This window comes from Pararhodonellum marinum (assembly GCF_015354735.1).
Lineage (GTDB): Bacteria > Bacteroidota > Bacteroidia > Cytophagales > Cyclobacteriaceae > Pararhodonellum > Pararhodonellum marinum.
Genome location: NZ_JACEFJ010000002.1, coordinates 413,651 through 431,226 on the forward strand (window position 1 = coordinate 413,651; position 17,576 = coordinate 431,226).

General features: G+C 41.0%; 15 protein-coding genes. 6 read left to right on the forward strand and 9 right to left on the reverse strand.

Annotation, left to right across the window (positions count from 1 at the left end):
• Positions 1–118: 118 nt before the first annotated feature.
• From H1A14_RS05630 to H1A14_RS05655, 6 genes are all read right to left on the reverse strand, one after another.
• Positions 119–967, reverse strand: coding sequence for a hypothetical protein (locus H1A14_RS05630; RefSeq protein ID WP_194775241.1), 849 nt, complete (start codon positions 965–967; stop codon positions 119–121).
• 163 nt (positions 968–1,130) lie between these two features.
• Positions 1,131–1,811: a peptidoglycan DD-metalloendopeptidase family protein gene (locus tag H1A14_RS05635; RefSeq protein WP_194775242.1), complete on the reverse strand. Its 681-nt coding sequence runs from the start codon at positions 1,809–1,811 to the stop codon at positions 1,131–1,133.
• 137 nt (positions 1,812–1,948) lie between these two features.
• Complete coding sequence (locus H1A14_RS05640) at positions 1,949–4,384, reverse strand: TonB-dependent receptor (RefSeq protein ID WP_194775243.1); 2,436 nt, start codon at positions 4,382–4,384, stop codon at positions 1,949–1,951.
• 243 nt (positions 4,385–4,627) lie between these two features.
• The gene (locus H1A14_RS05645; RefSeq protein ID WP_194775244.1) at positions 4,628–5,233 is read right to left on the reverse strand and encodes a superoxide dismutase; all 606 of its coding nucleotides are present in this window, start codon (positions 5,231–5,233) and stop codon (positions 4,628–4,630) included.
• 105 nt (positions 5,234–5,338) lie between these two features.
• Entirely contained in the window at positions 5,339–5,782 is a 444-nt protein-coding gene (locus tag H1A14_RS05650; protein ID WP_194775245.1) for a nucleoside deaminase, read from the reverse strand.
• A 174-nt stretch (positions 5,783–5,956) separates the two neighbouring features.
• Complete coding sequence (locus H1A14_RS05655; protein ID WP_194775246.1) at positions 5,957–7,096, reverse strand: hypothetical protein; 1,140 nt, start codon at positions 7,094–7,096, stop codon at positions 5,957–5,959.
• Positions 7,097–7,424: 328 nt separating this feature from the next.
• Between H1A14_RS05655 and H1A14_RS05660 the strand changes: the two genes are divergently transcribed.
• Positions 7,425–8,621, forward strand: coding sequence for a Na/Pi symporter (locus H1A14_RS05660; protein ID WP_194775247.1), 1,197 nt, complete (start codon positions 7,425–7,427; stop codon positions 8,619–8,621).
• Here the strand turns inward: H1A14_RS05660 and deoC are convergent.
• Together deoC and H1A14_RS05670 are read right to left on the reverse strand one after the other, a co-directional pair.
• The gene (deoC, locus tag H1A14_RS05665; protein ID WP_262893956.1) at positions 8,593–9,255 is read right to left on the reverse strand and encodes a deoxyribose-phosphate aldolase; all 663 of its coding nucleotides are present in this window, start codon (positions 9,253–9,255) and stop codon (positions 8,593–8,595) included. The genes H1A14_RS05660 and deoC overlap by 29 nt on opposite strands.
• Positions 9,256–9,268: 13 nt before the next feature.
• Complete coding sequence (locus H1A14_RS05670; protein WP_194775248.1) at positions 9,269–10,492, reverse strand: NAD(P)-dependent oxidoreductase; 1,224 nt, start codon at positions 10,490–10,492, stop codon at positions 9,269–9,271.
• Positions 10,493–10,593: 101 nt separating this feature from the next.
• On the opposite strand from H1A14_RS05670, the gene H1A14_RS05675 reads away from it, so the two are divergent.
• The 5 genes from H1A14_RS05675 (at position 10,594) to H1A14_RS05695 (ending at position 15,757) form a co-directional block, all read left to right on the forward strand.
• Positions 10,594–11,181, forward strand: a complete 588-nt coding sequence (locus H1A14_RS05675; protein ID WP_194775249.1) for a methyltransferase family protein — start codon at positions 10,594–10,596, stop codon at positions 11,179–11,181.
• A gap of 12 nt (positions 11,182–11,193) precedes the next feature.
• The gene (locus H1A14_RS05680) at positions 11,194–11,385 is read left to right on the forward strand and encodes a hypothetical protein (protein WP_194775250.1); all 192 of its coding nucleotides are present in this window, start codon (positions 11,194–11,196) and stop codon (positions 11,383–11,385) included.
• Between the two features lie 95 nt (positions 11,386–11,480).
• Positions 11,481–12,062 (forward strand): NifU family protein, encoded by a 582-nt coding sequence (locus tag H1A14_RS05685; protein WP_194775251.1) that lies wholly within the window; start codon positions 11,481–11,483, stop codon positions 12,060–12,062.
• Positions 12,063–12,149: 87 nt separating this feature from the next.
• Entirely contained in the window at positions 12,150–13,226 is a 1,077-nt protein-coding gene (locus H1A14_RS05690; protein WP_194775252.1) for a DUF3810 domain-containing protein, read from the forward strand.
• 125 nt (positions 13,227–13,351) lie between these two features.
• A complete protein-coding gene (locus tag H1A14_RS05695) occupies positions 13,352–15,757 on the forward strand; it encodes a TonB-dependent receptor (protein WP_194775253.1) in 2,406 nt (801 codons plus the stop codon).
• Positions 15,758–15,832: 75 nt separating this feature from the next.
• On the opposite strand, the gene H1A14_RS05700 is transcribed toward H1A14_RS05695, so the two are convergent.
• Positions 15,833–17,389, reverse strand: coding sequence for a glycoside hydrolase family 10 protein (locus tag H1A14_RS05700; RefSeq protein ID WP_194775254.1), 1,557 nt, complete (start codon positions 17,387–17,389; stop codon positions 15,833–15,835).
• Between the last annotated feature and the right edge of the window lie 187 nt (positions 17,390–17,576).

Genomic DNA, 17,576 nt, shown 5'->3' on the forward strand with positions numbered 1-17,576 from the left:
AATTATTTCCGGATCCAATGTTTATTATGGAATTAGATCTTACCTAATTTAAGGAGTCAGGAATTCATACATATTCAATATCCTTATGTTTCTTAATCTGATAAGATCAGTCTAAAAATTAAAATCTTATACCTACAGATAGATCGATTCTTGATAGGTTTTCCCGGTCTTCTTCAGGCAGTTTTATCTTGTTGCTCTGTCCATTGTATCGGGTAGTAATTTGGTTCAAAACACCACCGATCAGCCTCAAACTAAAGCCGAATGCATATCCGTCAGGCATACCAATGTCATAGCCGACCTTTATGTTTGTCCCAAATGTTCCACCGGTAATGGTAGCCGGGGAGGAATTGATCATGGTGCTGCTATTTGCACCCAAATAGCCGATATTGAATCCCATCAAAAAAGCATTGTTCCCATTTCCGGATACACTTCTACTGTAAAAACCCGGCCCGATAAAGGTAATGGCATTTTTTTCAGTGATTTGGCCAAAACCTAAATTACTGGTGTTTTGGCTTTGGAATCGGTTGATGTCCAGGCCTATACCATAACTTTCTGAGAAAAAATACTGTGCATCCAGGCCATAATGAAATCCTCTCAAAAGCCCTCTTATGTGGTCTCTTTCTGACATGGAAAGAGACGGATCAATTTTTCCAATACGGTTGCTAAAGCCAAGATCAATGGCTACTCTGGTGTCTTTATATGCATTGTATTGCTTTCGTTTCAATCCCTTTTTTTCACTATTTTCAAGATCACCCAAATCCTGTTTTTGAAAATCTTTCACCAGATCCATGGTGATCATTGAGTTGATAGGCTTACCATCTTTGAGGTAGGTGTAATAGATGTATCGTTCATCGGCCTTTGTGATTTTGGCTATAATGGTGTCCTGCTGATGGGTGATGATCATGTCTTGGGCCATTAAACCTTGTCCGAGATACATCAGGCATAAAAAAAGGAAGAAATGTTTCATGTTGTCAATGGATAAAAAGTGATTGAATAAAAAGATTACTGGATGATTTTTATGCGTATTTAATAAGCAGGTAGTTCAAAAACAAGTATCTTAGTTTGATTTTTTTGAAGACAATATTAAACCAAAGATAATCAGGTGATTAAATTTCAAAAATAAAAGTATTTTACAAATCAGCGGATAAAATTAAATCTGGGTCCAAACAGATTTCCCTGAATTTTGGCAATTCCCCCAAACTGCACACCCCCGGGAAATCACCCCAGTTTCCATCCATGTCAGTCATCAATTGAAAATGTAAGTGGGGTGGCCAATCCCCATTTTCTGGAAAAGGGCCAACATGACAAAAATGATCACCGGCTTGAAAATATGTGCCTACCTTGATCAGTTTTATGTCATTGACCATAAGGTGTCCATACAAAGTAAAAAAAGTCACCCCATCCAATTCATGTTCCAGGATGATGGTCGGTCCATAATTCCCAAATCCGGCATTGTCCATGAAACTGTGTACCTTACCTGGGAGTGGGACAAAGATAGGCTGACCTGCTTCCACCCAGATATCGATACCGAGGTGAATGTTTCTGAAATTTAGTTGATCCAATGCAAATACAGGACTCCGACCATAAATGGCTCTTTGTTCCAGATAACCGCCAATGCCAAATTTCTTGTTTTTGGAGATCAGTTGACCAAATACATAAGCATTAAATTCAATGGTTTTTGATAGGTCAATTTTTGAAAGCGCAGCATTTGCAGGGCTAAAATCTAGCTTGGTAGTGTTTTGATTCGACAAAGGTTCGCCCATGATCGGGTAAAAATTATGGGAAGAAAGCAATTCAATTAATTTTTTCATAGACCATCAATACACCTTCAAATCTATATTTTATCCTCATAGAAAAAGCAAAAATCCGGGAATTTCTCCCGGATTTTAGGTAATTGATTGAAGTTGTTGGTTTAGTAATCTCTGATTTTTAAAAATGCTTCTCAAGATTATTGCTCTAACCTATTTCTCTCTTCAGTGCTTCCGCTTCGGTTAGAGACCCGGAAACTTTCTCCCTGAGCAAATTTATACCTCAATGTGAGGCGTACACCTTGGTTGCTTCTGTATTGCCTAAATCTTGTATCAATCTGGTCAAATTGTACATTGGCATTGATCACGTTGGTTCTGAATAAATCGGTACCGTTTAAGGTGATGCTGAGCTTTTCGTTCATGATCGACTTGCTTACCCCTGCATCCACCCATCCGAAACCCCCCAGTTTGGCCTGACCATAGAGCTGTGGGCCTAAGTAAATGCCCATCACTTCCACTTTGAATCCTGCGGGTAGCACAATATTGTGCTGAGAACGGATCATATAAGAGGCCATGGAAACATCCAATAAAGCATCACCAATCATCGACTTCCACTTGGCATAATTGACTTGTAGCATGTTGCTGACATTCCACCAAGATTGTATTTCCACAGGTACCATGGCCCTGAAATTCAGGTTTTCAGACTTATCGAGGTTAGTGGTAAAGGTAGTCGTCGTTCTGTCTTCTTCATTTTGGGTGAAGATTTGTTGAAATACATCATTGGTTTGGGAATAACCCAGAGTAAACTGATAGCTGCCTTTGATGACATGGTTCATTTCCAAGTTATGGGCATATTGTGGCCGCAAGTTGGGATTGCCCTGCTCTGTAGTCAATGGATCAATGTAAAAGATGAACGGATTCAATAGGCGGTAATTTGGTCTAGTGATCCTCCTGTTGGCATTGTAAATGATCTGATAATCTTTACTGACTTTTTGCTGGACAGAAACTGTTGGAAACCAATCCAGGTATTTTTGTGCATTTTTTTCTCCTAAAGTGACTGAATTTCCCAGAATATCAGAGTATTCAGCCCTCAACCCTGCTTGAAAGCTTACTTTTTCAGAAAACTTGCTTTTGTATGATGTATAAGCAGCCAAGACATTTTCATGGTAAATAAATTGGTTGCTGTTTGGATCAGGCTGGAAGGGTTCCTCCCCAATGCTTCTGCTCAGGTCCAGGTCATTGTCAGATTTTACCCAACTGCCCTTAAGTCCAGCTTCCAATACCCTGCCTTTGCCTAAAGGCTTGGTGAAGTCTACCTTGGCGGTAAATATGGAGTAATCCATGGAATTAAGCGTCTGAATTTGGTCAGTAGCAGCTTGTGAAGTGTTTTCATTCAACCAATATCTGTTGCTTAGAATCCCCTCGCTACCCGTGATCATGCGCGTAAAATCGACATCAGAAGTCAATTTGGTACCCAAGGTATCCAGATTACCCACATAATGGAAGTTGGTGAAAATCCTTTTTTGATCATTTTGGCTGTCATTAAAGGAGCTGATGAAATTTCTGTCAGAGGTGCCAGGGTTGGTTACCTCCGTAAACGAATCACCCAAATCAACCCCTTGCGATGCAGAGGCTTGCAAGTTCATACCCACACTGTGCATGGAATTGATTTCATAGTCTGTTCCCCCGTTAAAAAAGAGGTTTTTCCTACGTGTCTTGATATCACTGTCCTGATCAAAATTTGATACGCCTTCCTCCAATACAAAGTTCCTATTGATCTCCAATTCATTTAAGAAGGCATACTCATTGTAGTTTAAGCTGGCGTTGCTGGTCCATTTGTTTTTCTTCACATTAAGCGTTACACCAGCAAAGGGGGCATGTAATCCGTTGTATTGATTGCCGGATTGGACATTTCCGAAAATACCGTCTAGGTTGTTTTTCTTAAGTTTGATATTGATGACCCCAGCTGCTCCTTCGGCATCAAATCTGGAGGTAGGATTATTGATCACCTCTATGCTTTTGATGTTTTCGGCAGGCATGGCTCTTAGAAAATTGGCCAAATCCTCTGCACTCATGTACATTTGGCGGTCATTGATCATGAGTGTGACACCACTCCTTCCATTGAGGTTGATATTTCCATCGGGATCTACATAGACACCTGGAGAGCGGCCCACTACATCTAATGCGGTATTTCCTTCCGCCATTACGGTACCTTCCACATTGATGGTGGTTTTGTCTGCCTCGATGGTGATTTCAGGTCTTGCTGCTTGTATGGTTACTTCTCCCAAGGCAGCCAGTTCCTCCTGTATGGTCAAGGTGCCAAAGTCTTTTTTCATCCCAGGTTTAAGGTCAAATGGCTCCGATTCAAAAGTCTCGAAACCAATGGATGAAACGACAATTTTTACTTTGCTTTCTTTGGTACTGCTTATTGAAAATCTGCCTTCTTCATCAGAAACTGCTCCAGTAAGCAAAGCGCCACTTGAAATTTCTACCAAAGCAACATTCGCATATGGCAAAACTTTTCCCGTCTGATCTTTCACCTGTCCAGAAATGAATCCTTCTTCTTTGGCAGCCAAATGGCTCAAACCCAAAAGGAAAAAAAACAGTGCGGTAAAAATTTGATTCGATAGTTTCATTTTAATAAGGGATTTCTGCTGGATTTTAATTTTGATTGCAGAATCCATTATGAAAAACCAGTGCCAAATGAAAAAGTATCTGCTTAATATTTGATTATCAGTATATTATAAAAATATGAAAAAATGTTACTGTCACAAAAGTGAACAGTTGTACCGTTCGGCAACCGTACAATTTATGGTAGGAAAGCAAAAAATCCCTTGGAATTACTCCAAGGGATTTACATATTCATAATCGAGGGAATTTTATTTGGCAGCACTGTACCTTTTACTGACCTCATCCCAATTGACCACATTCCAAAAAGCACTGACATAGTCAGGCCTTCTGTTTTGATAGTTTAGGTAATAGGCATGTTCCCAAACGTCCAAACCCAAAATCGGAGTCCCTGGACAATCTGACACATCCATCAATGGATTATCTTGATTGGGTGATGAACATACGCAAAGTTCTTTCTTCTCATCAACGCAAAGCCAAGCCCAGCCGGATCCGAATCTGGTAGCGGCAGCTTTGGCAAACTCCTCTTTAAAGGCGTCAAATGAACCGAATTTTTTATCAATATCTGTGGCTAATTCACCACTTGGCTTGCCACCTCCATCAGGTGAGAGGACCTTCCAGAAAAGGGAGTGATTGTAATGTCCTCCACCATTGTTTCTCACGGCATTGTTGGAGCCTGCCACTTTCATTAAATCTTCAATACTTTTACCATCAAGCTCAGTTCCGGCAATGGCATTGTTCAAATTAGTCACGTACCCATTGTGGTGTTTTCCATGGTGAATTTCCATAGTTTTCGCATCTATGTGCGGTTCGAGTGCATTAAAGTCATAAGGTAGTTTTGGTAGTTCAAAAGCCATTTTTGGTTAAAATTTATGGTGAAACATGAAATAATTTTGATTTAAATCAATACAACTAACCAACCAAAATCCGGAATAAATGGTTCTCTTTCGAGGATTAGAATTTCAATTTCTCAAATTTTTAAAAAAGGCATCGATCAAGTCCTTGGCTTCTTGGGCCATACTTCCACTTTTTACAATGGTTTTGGGATGAAGCAATGGTTCTCCGAGGCGTGTAAAGCCCCTTTTGGGGTCTGAAGCCGCATAGTGTAATTCTCCCAACTGAGCCCAAAAAGCCGCCCCGGCACACATCACGCAGGGTTCAAGGGTAACGAATAATTTACATTCATTCAGGTACTTAGACCCCAGGCCATTTGATGCAGCAGTGATGGCAAGAATCTCGGCATGCGCAGTCACATCCGTCAATTTTTCAGTTTGGTTGTAACTCCTTGCGATGATGCGGTTGCGACATACCATAACTGCACCCACGGGGATTTCACCTTCTTCGAATGCAATTTTGGCCATTTTTAAGGCCTCATTCATAAAGTATTCGTCAGTGTAGAGTTCCATTTGGGTAATTTATTCTGATTGCTAAAAAACAATAAGAAATATACGCCTTTTATAGATAGCCAAATTCCTTGCATAAATCTTAACCTTGAAATCAATTGATCCAGTTTTAAAATTATATATGCAACCTAATTTTTACCTCAGTTGGAATAACCCTTTGGGTTGAAGTCTTTTTTGTCAAAAGATCCCAGTGATCATTTCATAAAGTTCTTCACGGATTCCCTTATTGATGATTAAAGCAAGAATCAGGGAGACAATCAAGCCAATAAGGGCTTTCAACATATCCTTTCTAGCCAACATGTATGCCCTATAGAGTCGGGCCTTTCTTTTCTTTAATTTCCTGGATTTGGCGAGTGCAATGGCAAGCTCTCTACCACCCAACAGTCCAATAAATACCCAAGTGGTACTCATGGGTACATTGCTCAGCATCTTGAAATAGAAAAGGATGATGGCATAAACAAAATCCACAATGGTGGCTGCACGCACATCAGTAACCCTGGTTTTTTCATTGACGATTCCCTGTATTTTGTCTCCTTTCAGGTAGAAAAGAAATCCTAATCCCCCAAACACAAAACCAGCATACCCCAAAAATTCCCAAACATTTAATTGCCTAGGTAAAAACACTGCAATATTGGCGGCATCCTGCATGATCCAAACCGCCCAAAGGGTTCCAGAAGTAAGCCATTGAAGCGGGTACCAAAAATTCCTTGCTTCCCCTTTTAAATAAGTTTTTACAAACTTCTCCAAAACAAACCATACTATAATGGCAATCACGAAAGCAAGTAGATAGCCAATGAAGCTTTTTGTCATCACATCCACTATGGTGCCTGCTTTATAGGTGAAAACATTGAGCAACAAAAAGGTGGTAGATACCGGCATCCTAAGCCGGGTCATGACCAAAAGCACAATGGGGGCAGCCAATTGAAGAAATACAAAACTTTCAGGGGCCTTATCCAAACCGGGAACCTGAAGCCTTTGATAACTTACATCTCCATTGAACGTAAACCAGCTGTAAGTCACCGTAGCCACAAAGATTCCGCCCATAAACAACCACAACCAATACCATTTGCGGTTTTGGTTGGATGCAATAAAAGTTCCTATGGTTTGTATGCTGTCATTGGCAATGGCTGAATAGGCCGCAAGTCCAAACCCAAACCACATGGCCAAATAGGTATATGGCGTGATCGCACCGGCAATAGAAACGATGATACAGATAATCAGTAAAAATGATTTTTCTTTTTTGGTGAAGTCAAAAAGTGAATAGGCTGCCTTTGAAAGGGCATCCTGATTGATATTTTGGTCTTTTAACTTAGCCATAAATGGTGATATCAGGCATATTCAAGTGAAACGCAAAGTTAAAGAAGATTATTTGGGTACAGTGTTATCAAATTGTTAAGTGAATGATAAGATAAATTAATAATTCCTTAAAGGAATCAAGAAAGAATAAAGGTAAATAAAACAGAATATTTTTCAAATTTAATCGTCAAAATAAGAATTTAATTCTGACTTTATTTAGAAATTTTAGATTAAACCATTATTTTTGTTAACAAAAGCTTCATATAAATTAAATTGTAATATAAATTTTGTACATTTTCTTTGTACACGTTATGCGTAGCGGCCCCTCCTGAAAGGGGTTTTTATTTATATGGCAGAGATCCAAGAGGTCACAGAGACCCAAAATAAGGTTGTGATTGTAATTAGCATGCTGTTGGCATTGCTGTTGTTTATCTTTGCCATTGACTTGATGACGGTCTCTCTTACCAACATCAACAATCAGGTTGCCAGCGAAATCTTCACTGCGGCCAACAACCCATTTGTGGGACTTTTTATTGGGCTTTTGATGACCGCACTTGTTCAGAGCAGCTCTACTGTTACTGCCATCATAGTGGCTATTGTGGCTTCTGGCAGCCTCACGCTGGTCCAAGCGGTACCGCTGATCATGGGGGCCAATATAGGGACGACAATCACCAGTACATTGGTTTCTTTTTCCTTTATCATGAAAAAGAGCGAATACAAAAAGGCTTTGTCGGCGGGGGTTTTACATGACCTCTTCAATATTTTTACGGTTATGCTTTTGTTGCCGCTGGAGTTTTATTTTGGTTTCTTAAGTCAATCAGCAGCTTATTTGGCCACTTTTTTTTCGTCTGATGCAGCTTATGAGGGACAATATACCTATAATGTCATTTTTCTGAGGCCGCTCACCCAGTATGTCTTGAATACCGTGGGCTTACCTGTAATCAGCCTGATCTTGGCCATAGCCCTACTTTTTGGTGCCATCAAAGTACTGTCTTCAGTGGTTTACAAATCCTTTATTTCCATTAACTTCAGTAAAATCAGCAAACACATTTTCAAAATGCCTTTCCGGGCTTTTGCTTATGGGATATTTTTTACAGCTGCTGTTCAATCGAGCACTGTCACCACGTCCCTGATTGTGCCATTAGTGGCTACAAGGAAAGTGAGCTTGGTACGTGTATTTCCATTTATCATCGGAGCCAATATCGGTACTTGTGTCACAGCGGCTATTGCGGCCATTTACAAGTCGGAAGCAGCCATCAGCATAGCCATCGTCCATTTTTTATTCAATTTTATCGGGGCTTTGATATTTCTGCCTTTTCCTGCCATACGGAACATACCCGTGAAAATAGCTGCTTTTTTCGGAAAGCAGTCTGTCAAAACTCGATTTGTAGGATTTGCTTACATTTTGCTTACCTTTTTTATCATTCCTTTTCTGCTGATCTATTTTAACAAAAATGAAGATGTGAGCCATTTGGATATCAAAGTGGGTGGAGAAAAAAACAAATCCGAACTTGTGATCAGGGATGAAGCGCATTTTCTTCCATAATGGCTACCCCTGAACTGGTACCTATGATGTCGGCTCCTGCTTTGATTAAATCCAAAGTTTGAGCGAGTGTTTTAATGCCCCCGCTGGCTTTGATACCTACCTGACTTGGAAGAGTTTTCCGCATCAAACGGACATGATCAATTCTTGCACCTTCAGGACCAAGCCCTGTGGATGTTTTGACAAAATCCACTCCTGCATCACTACAGATTTCACAAGCTTGGATAATTTCTTTTTCTTCCAAGTAAGCCGTCTCGATGATTACTTTTAACAACTTTTCCTGGTCATGGCAAACTTGGGAAAGCTTGGCCAGTTCAATTTTGGGCCAGTTCATTCCAGATTTAAAGGACGTGAGAGACCAAACAACATCTATTTCATCTGCCCCGTTTTTGATGGCCTGTTCTGTTTCAAAGACTTTGGTTTCGGTCATTTGAAACCCTAGGGGAAAACCTACCACCGTGACCACTTGTATATCAGTATCCATTAGTTCCCTCTTGGTTTTTTTCACCCAAAATGGGGAAACACAAACTCCCCTAAACTGGTATTTTTTTGCCTCGGATACCATTCGGTCAATGTCCTGATCTGTAGTTAGTGGATTTAAAATGGTTTGTTCCAAGAACCGGTTTAGGTTTTTCATTTCGTGGTCGAATTTAAGTAGTCCTATCAGGGGACGGTCCATAAGCATATTCGCTCAGGTATTCAAAATTTGGGGTTAATGCTCCTTTAAGGGTAATGGTAGCCTTTTCCAACATGGGAGAATCTGCTTCCAATAAAGCCGGAATAATGTATTGGCTCAGTTGGTTTCCAAAATCTTCTGAGGCATCTCTAGGTAATTCCGTGGGAAGGTTATCTATGGCCATGACGGAAATGCTGATTTGTTTCCCAAAAGCAGGCAATTCCTCCTTGGTTTCCCGGTCTATATCATATACAGGGTCATTGATGGTGCTTGGTCGGATGGTAGTGGGAATGGAGCCATTGATGTCACAGGTGATGTCTGCGATGACTGATAAATTGAAATCTTCGTCAGCCAGTTGATCGGATGAAAACAATTTGGGCGCTTTCGGATCCCAATAGGCTGCGGCAATAAGCATGTCACTGACCTCGGCAAATTTGAGAAAATGGCTTTCGTACTTTTCCGGATGCTTGTAGAACTCTTCCTTTTCAAAACCGCCATCTGTTTTTCTTCTGTTGTAAATCTCTGCACCTATTTGGGTGAAAACTGGTTCATCAAAATATTTGTGTAGAAAATCCACCGGCGTTACTTGGAGGATACCGACAGTATTCATAACCTCCAATACCCCACCGGCCACCCGGCCATCTCCGGTAACCACAATTTTGATAGGTGGCAACTGAACTTTCCCCAGTTCCCGATCCAATTCATTCCGGTCAAAGCAATCTTTGGCTCTTTTGAGATCATAAAGACCGGATTTCTGTCCGTAAGTCCATAGGCCATTGTAAGCACCCACTATTCCAGCCCATCGGCCAAAAGCAACGATGCGCTCACCTTCCTCGTTTTTCAACACCTCATAATCGATGAGCCTGATGTTTTTCGCAAGAACAGCTTGAATGAGTGTTTGGTTATAAGCTTGCTTTTTGATGGTATGGGAAAAAAAGAAATACGTTTTGCCCGGGATAAGTTGGTCTACAGGTACTTCCTTGATGCCAAAAAGCACATCGCAATCAGAAAGATCAGCATCCACTTCAATGCCTTGATCCCTATACTCTTGGTCAGAAAAGCATCTGATGGAGCTTGGCGCTACTTTGAAGGAAATTCTTTCAGCGTATTGCAACTGAAGAGCGGCAAGCCTATCCGGTGAAAAAGCCACCCTCCTATCTACGGGAACTTTTCCTTCCTTGATCACACCTATTTTCATGTTACCAGTTTATTTGAATGTTTTACAGTACAATTATGGTGGAAACTAAGGTATTATCTTGGTCCTTTGCTACATTCGTAGTTGCAGAACCAATTTTAACCATGCCTTATTTGTTTTTACTCATTGCTTGGTTTGTTTTTTACTTTAAGCACACCTTTTTTGCACGCTTGAATATAAAAAGAAAATTTCAAGGCTGGATGGGTAAACACTATAAATGGTACCGGTTAGGTTATTCTTTCGTTTCAACCATTTTATTTTTTGGGATAATAGCATATGGAGCCAGTCTGCCCAGCGAATTTCTTTTAAGGCAAAATCAGCAACTTACTTACATAGGATTTTTGGTTGCTGGCATAGGTACGATTGTGATAGTCAAGTCACTTCGGTATTTTGACACTTTTCGGTTTATGGGTTTGCCTCCTTACGATGACTTGAAACAGAAGGAAACGTTGGTAGTAAGTGGTATTTACAAAACGGTTCGACATCCTCTTTACCTGGGATTGGTTTTGATTTTCTTGGGGTTTTTCCTTTATTCTCCTACTTGGGTATCTTTGCTTCATTTTCTTTCACTCATCATATACCTTCCTTTTGGCATTTATTATGAGGAACAAAAATTAATGGTCATTTTTGGGAAATATTATGAAGCATACAGAAAGGCTGTGCCTTCGATAATTCCATTTTGGCCTGTTTAAAAATCAGTTCTTATGACCGAGCTCCTCATATATGCCGTCCTATTTATTGCTCTTTTTGCCCATGCCATGATGGCTTCCATGATGTATCTGGCAGTTCATAAAAACGAATATTTGGAATCAAAGGAGAAAAACAGTTGGAAGCTAAAGGCTTTGGTATTTCCTGCTTTCTACTGGTTTCAATACAAGAAATCGATAAGACCATAATTTTTCGCGATTTTTCCCATTCAAATTAGCCTTCTTCGGAACTAATAGCCATCGAATCTGTTTGTCCATTAGCAAACCATAAATTTCATCTGATCATGTTACAAGCACAAAAAAGACCCGTTCATCTGTATTTGGAGGCCAATCCAAATCCAAATTCTTTAAAATTTGTAGCCAATTTCATGTTGGTTGATGATGGGGTGAGTTTTGATTATCCTGATGCAGAAAGCACCGAGAATTCACCTCTGGCCAAAGAACTGTTTAATTTTGCTGCGGTGGAAAGGGTATTTATTGCTTCCAATTTTGTAACCATCACTAAAAGTCAATCCGTAGATTGGATTGAAATCCAAGACCACATCAGAGACCATATAAAAAAATATTTTGAAGCAGGAAAAAGTGCTGTAAATCTAACTTTTGAAAAAGATCCACTTTTTGATGAGAATGACAGTGAAAGTGTCAAAAAAATCAAAGGGATTTTGGATGAATACATCAGGCCTGCCGTGGAGCAGGATGGTGGGGCCATTACTTTCCATAGTTTTCAGGATGGGGTAGTAAAAGTGCTCCTTCAGGGTGCTTGTTCAGGTTGTCCATCGAGCACTGTGACTTTGAAGGCGGGGATAGAAAACCTTTTGACGAGGATGCTCCCCGAAGTCAAATCCGTTGAGGCAGAGGGTATTTGATCAAAGTCAGGTTGTATTACATATATCTTTCAATAATTATTTGTTGGGTATACTTTTTGATTGGGCCTGTGAATTCGAAGGGAGAGTATGTTTAAAAAAAATTGGGCATGGACCATATTGGGCTTAATGGCTTTGTTCGTCAGGTACATGGCCAGTCAAAACCCGGAGAAAACTGAAGAGTTATATTCCAGATCCTTTTTTCCAGGAATCAGGAATCTTGTGGACCTTACCCTAGCCAAACTCCCCTTTCCCACAGTATATCTTTTTTTGGCTTCGGTTCTCTTCTTTATAGGTCGGTATTTTTATTTCCTACTGAAAAAGCAGGGCTGGAAATCCAAAACTGTATTTACTATTCGGTCTTTTTTCAATCTTACAGGGGCCATTGTGTTTTTTTTTCTTGTGCTTTGGGGATTCAATTACCAGAGGGTACCCATCTTTCAACAAGTGGGCTTGACACCCAAGGCCTTGAATGAACAGGAACTGATCAAGGAGGTGGAATTGACCCGTAACATCCTCAGACAGTTAAGGCCAAACCTTCAGGAAGATACCACAGCGATAGAAGAAACCCTACCATATCCTGAGTTGGAGAAGTTGGTACGAAGCAATATTCGGGAAAATCTGTACCTGCTCGGACTGAATTTTACCGGAAATCCAAGAACCAAACTGTTTTATCCTTCAGGGTTTATGAGGAAAATGGGAATTTTAGGTATTTATTTTCCATTTACGGGGGAAAGCTACATCGATCCGACCTTGCATGCTTTGGAGAAGCCGTTTACGGTTGCACATGAAATGGCCCACAGTTATGGAGTCACAGATGAAGGTGAGGCCAATTTTATCGGTTGGGTCATTTGCTCCAACAGTGATGATGTTCTGCTTCAATATTCTGGACAACTTCGGTTGTTTCGATACCAACTCAACGATTTGTACAGAATAAATAAAGAGACCTACAAGTCATTTTTGCCCACAATCGACCAAGGCATTAGGAACGACTTGGCATCCATTGCGCGCAATGCGGAATCCATCAAACCCATTTCTCAGGAACTCAGCAGGAAATCCAATGACCTTTTTCTAAAAACCCAAGGAGTAAAAGCAGGCGTGATGAGCTATCAGCAACTTCCCATGTTGGCATTCGCATGGAGAAGCCGCTTGAAAGAGGCTTCGTAAGTAAAATTTTTCCGTTGAAAATCATTCACATATCTTGGAATAAGATAATGAGCTAAAAAAACACCTATTATTTGAGAACTTTTCCTTCATTTTTTAATTATAAGAACTACGAACATTTATCACCCATGAAACGAATCTTTATTACGCTAATTTTTTCATTCATTTACATTTTTGCTTTCGGCCAGGGGGGCAAAATTACTGGTAGGGTTTTCAATCCTGTAAACAACGAGCCGATACCTTTTGCCAATGTCGTGGTATTGAATACTGACTATGGCACCGTCACGGATGAAAGCGGTCGTTATGTTTTGGAGGATGTGCCTCCGGGCTTGTACAATGTCCGGGCCTCATTCGTAGGTTTTAAGTCCAGAACCATATTTGAAGTACAGCTTTCTCTTGCCAGACCTTTGCAACTTAATTTTGAATTACAGGAAGATGCCACTGATCTTGGTGAAGTGGTGGTAAGTTCTGAATTCTCAAGGTCAGAGGAGACTCCCATATCTGTTCGGAAGTTGAATGCCAACGAAATCGAGAGATATCCCGGAGGAAACAGGGACATCAGCCGGGTGATTCAATCTCTTCCCGGTGTAGCCAGTACCGCAAGTTTCCGAAATGACATCATCATCCGGGGAGGGGCTCCCAATGAGAATAAGTTTTTCATAGATGAAATAGAGGTTCCGGTCATCAACCATTTTGCTACACAGGGTTCTTCAGGAGGTCCTGTGGGAATTTTGAACGTCAATTTGATCCAAAATGTCGATGTGATCAGTGGAGGTTTTCCAGCTAACCGCATGAATGCCCTGAGTTCTTTCTTTGAGTTTGAACTTAGGGATGGACGAAAGGACGGAATGTTCACACAAATGACCGTGGGAGCAAGCGAGTTCACCCTTTCAAATGAAGGACCTTTAGGTGAAAACACCACCTATATCCTTTCTGCAAGAAGATCCTATCTTCAAGGCCTGTTCAGGTTGATCGGGTTACCCTTTTTGCCAACATTCAATGATTTCCAATTCAAGACCAAGACCAAAATCAATGACAAAACCGAATTGACCATTTTGGGGGTGGGAGCGATAGATGATTTTGTGTTGAATTTTGATGTACCCAGAAACGAGACGGAGGAAGAAAGGGAAAACCGCCTGTTTTTGTTGGATAACCTGCCTATTTCCACCCAGTGGAATTATGCCACTGGAATCAAGCTGAAAAGATTTAGACAAAACGGGTTTTGGACATTCGTGTTGAGTAGAAACATGCTCAACAACCGTTCTTTCAAATATGCTGGCAATGATGACAGTAATCCTGAAAACCTCCTATTCGATTATTTGTCCCAAGAAAGTGAAAATAAGTTCAGAGCTGAAAACAGCATTTTCGGCAAGGGGTATACCCTCAAGTTTGGCGTTAATTATGAATTTTCCAGGTACTTCATCAATAATTTTGACAGGGCAAGCCTTTCTGAGACTGAGCAAGTCATTAATTTTACTTCCAAAGCCTTTTTCAATACCTATGGGGCCTTCGTATCTGGAAGCAAGGAATTCTTCAATGATCGCCTGCTTTTGACAGGTGGGGTCAGGGTGGATGGAAGTGACTTTGGCAATACTGCAAGCAATCCACTCAATCAGATCAGTCCAAGGTTCTCGGCCTCTTATCAATTGAAGCCCAATCTGTTTTGGACGGCCAACGCGGGCATATATTACCAAAAGCCCCCCTATACGGTTCTTGGCTTTCGAAACAATGAGGGAGATTTGGTCAATCAGGAAAATGACGTTCGATTTATTCAGTCCAATCACCTCATCACCGGATTGGAATGGCAGGTGCCTGCCCAAAACAGAAGGTTTACCTTGGAGGGTTTCTATAAAACCTATGACTATTACCCCTCCTCTATCAGAAACGGAATAGCTTTGGCTAATTTAGGAGCAGATTTTGGCGTTATTGGCAATGAGCCTGTCAATTCTGACGCCCAAGGAAAAGCTTATGGTTTGGAGTTTTTGGCTCAGCAGAGACTTTTCAAAAATTATTATGGCATCGTGGCACTGACTTGGGTCAGGAGTGAATTCACCAATCCCAACACAGAGGGATTTGTGCCTTCATCTTGGGACAACCGATTTATCGTCAGCTTGACTGCTGGCAAAAGATTTGGCAAAAATTGGGAGTTGGGTGCCAGATGGAGGTTTTTGGGAGGCACACCTTATACTCCATTTGATGTGGAGGCTTCAAGTCTCATATCCAACTGGGAAGTGAGAGGCCAGGGCATATTGGATTTCAACCAGATCAATGCACTCCGGTTGAGTAGTTTTCACCAATTGGATCTTAGGTTGGACAAAAAGTATTTTTTCAACAAGTGGAATCTCAACTGGTATGTTGACATTCAGAATGCCTACAACTTCAAGGCTGAGCAGCCTCCGCTATTGGTAGCCACCAGGGATGAGGCAGGAAATCTTCAGGTAAATCCTGACGACCCATCCAGGATTTTGCTCAGGTTGGTGGATAATCCGGCTGGTACCATACTCCCTACTGTAGGGATTATTGTAGAGTTTTGATTGAAAGGTATTTCCATCAAAAGGACTTAAACATTGGCGTTCGGTTCTTCATGCTGGGGCTAGAAACCTAAGGGATCACTTCATATAAATCAATTTGGGTTGTCGGCCTTTGATACGGAAATCCCTCAATTTGAATTCCTTGCCCTTCTGGTTTTGGGCGGTGATGGTCAGGTAAACATTTCCTGTGTACGGAATCTGTATTTTTTGAATGTTAGCGCTATTTGGCAATAGAAGAATTTGCTGGATTTGGCTTGGATCCATGATGTTAAGGCCTCTTTTCTGAGGGTACATATACACGACCAATGACTTATAGGATTCTGGAAAGGGTGACATAAAATGTATTTCAATTTTATCTTCAAGTTTGTACATGGTTCGAATCTCGGGTAAGGGTGCAAGGTTGGTTGCTGACCCTGGATATTCCGGCCATAAGGCAGGGTAGGCATAGGACTTTTCTTTGATCAGGTTTGCAAGGTCTTGGTTTGTTCCCAATAAAGACTTGGCACTGAAAAAAACATTTCCATTGATATGGTCTGTATTTCTGGCAAGGTCGATTTGCTTTGGAATTTCTTCCACATTGTGCCATGCCGTATCGGCATCAGAGCGGACCTTGTAGGGTCCATTTCCAATAAAAATAGGTGTATTGTAGGCATTTTCAGACCACCACTTTACCAACTTCCTATACGAGGCCAGCGGATGGTCCAGACTCCAATAAAGCTGTGGAATCAGGTAATCAATCCAACCATTCTGCATCCAGGCAATGGGATCCGCATACAGGTCATCATAGTTTGTCTGTCCCGCCCGGGTATCAGATCCCCTTGGATCCACTGAGGCATTTCTCCAAACCCCAAAAGGACTTATTCCGAATTGTACATGAGGCTTGTTTGTTTTTATCAGCCGATGGATATCGCTGATGAGCGCATTGACGTTTTGTCTCCTCCAATCATCGATGCTTTGGCCATCAGCAGCATACAGTGCATATGTTTCGAAATCCTTGAAATTTTCCCCTTGGATCTTGTAAGGATAGAAATAATCATCGAAGTGAATGCCATCCAAGTCATATTCTTCGATCAGTTCTGCAATGATGTTCAACAAATGGGCCTTTACTTCTGGTAGGCCGGGGTTGTAGTAATATTTGGGTCCGTACTTGATCATCCAATCCGGATGCAGGTAGAAATCATGCATGGGACTGAGCTTTTCTGTTTTTAAGTCAAAGGTTGCTCGGTAGGGATTCAGCCAGGCATGAAATTCCAAACCCCTTTTATGGGCTTCTTCTATCATCCAAGTGAGGGGATTAACCGTGCTGTCAGGAGCCTTTCCCTGTTTGCCCGTAAGGTATTTGGACCAAGGGGCATAGCGTGAAGGATAAAATGCATCTCCCGTTGTTCTCACTTGAACAAAAACCGCATTAAAATGGAGGGATTGATAATGGTCCAGTAGATGTAAAAAGTCATTTTGCTGTTTCTCAAATGGATCTTCACCAGACAATGGCCAATCTATGTTAACCACTGTGGCAATCCATACCCCTCGGAACTCTTTTTTGGGGGGATGTATGCTGGTGTCCAGGACCTTTTTGCTTCCGGTACAGGAAGAGATCAGTATTAGGAAAAGAAAGAGGTAAAAATATCTATGCATGACTCAAATTAAACAGTTCTATCTTTTAAAAAGAGTCATTAAATCAGTTTTTTCTTAATTATCGAAAAATTTTCTCAATCGCTCCACTCATACAGGAAGGTAAAGGACAGCCAATTCCTGCATTTTCTTGAAATTGAATGCATAGTTTTAACATAATATTGGTTTTATAGATTGATCATTTGGGTTT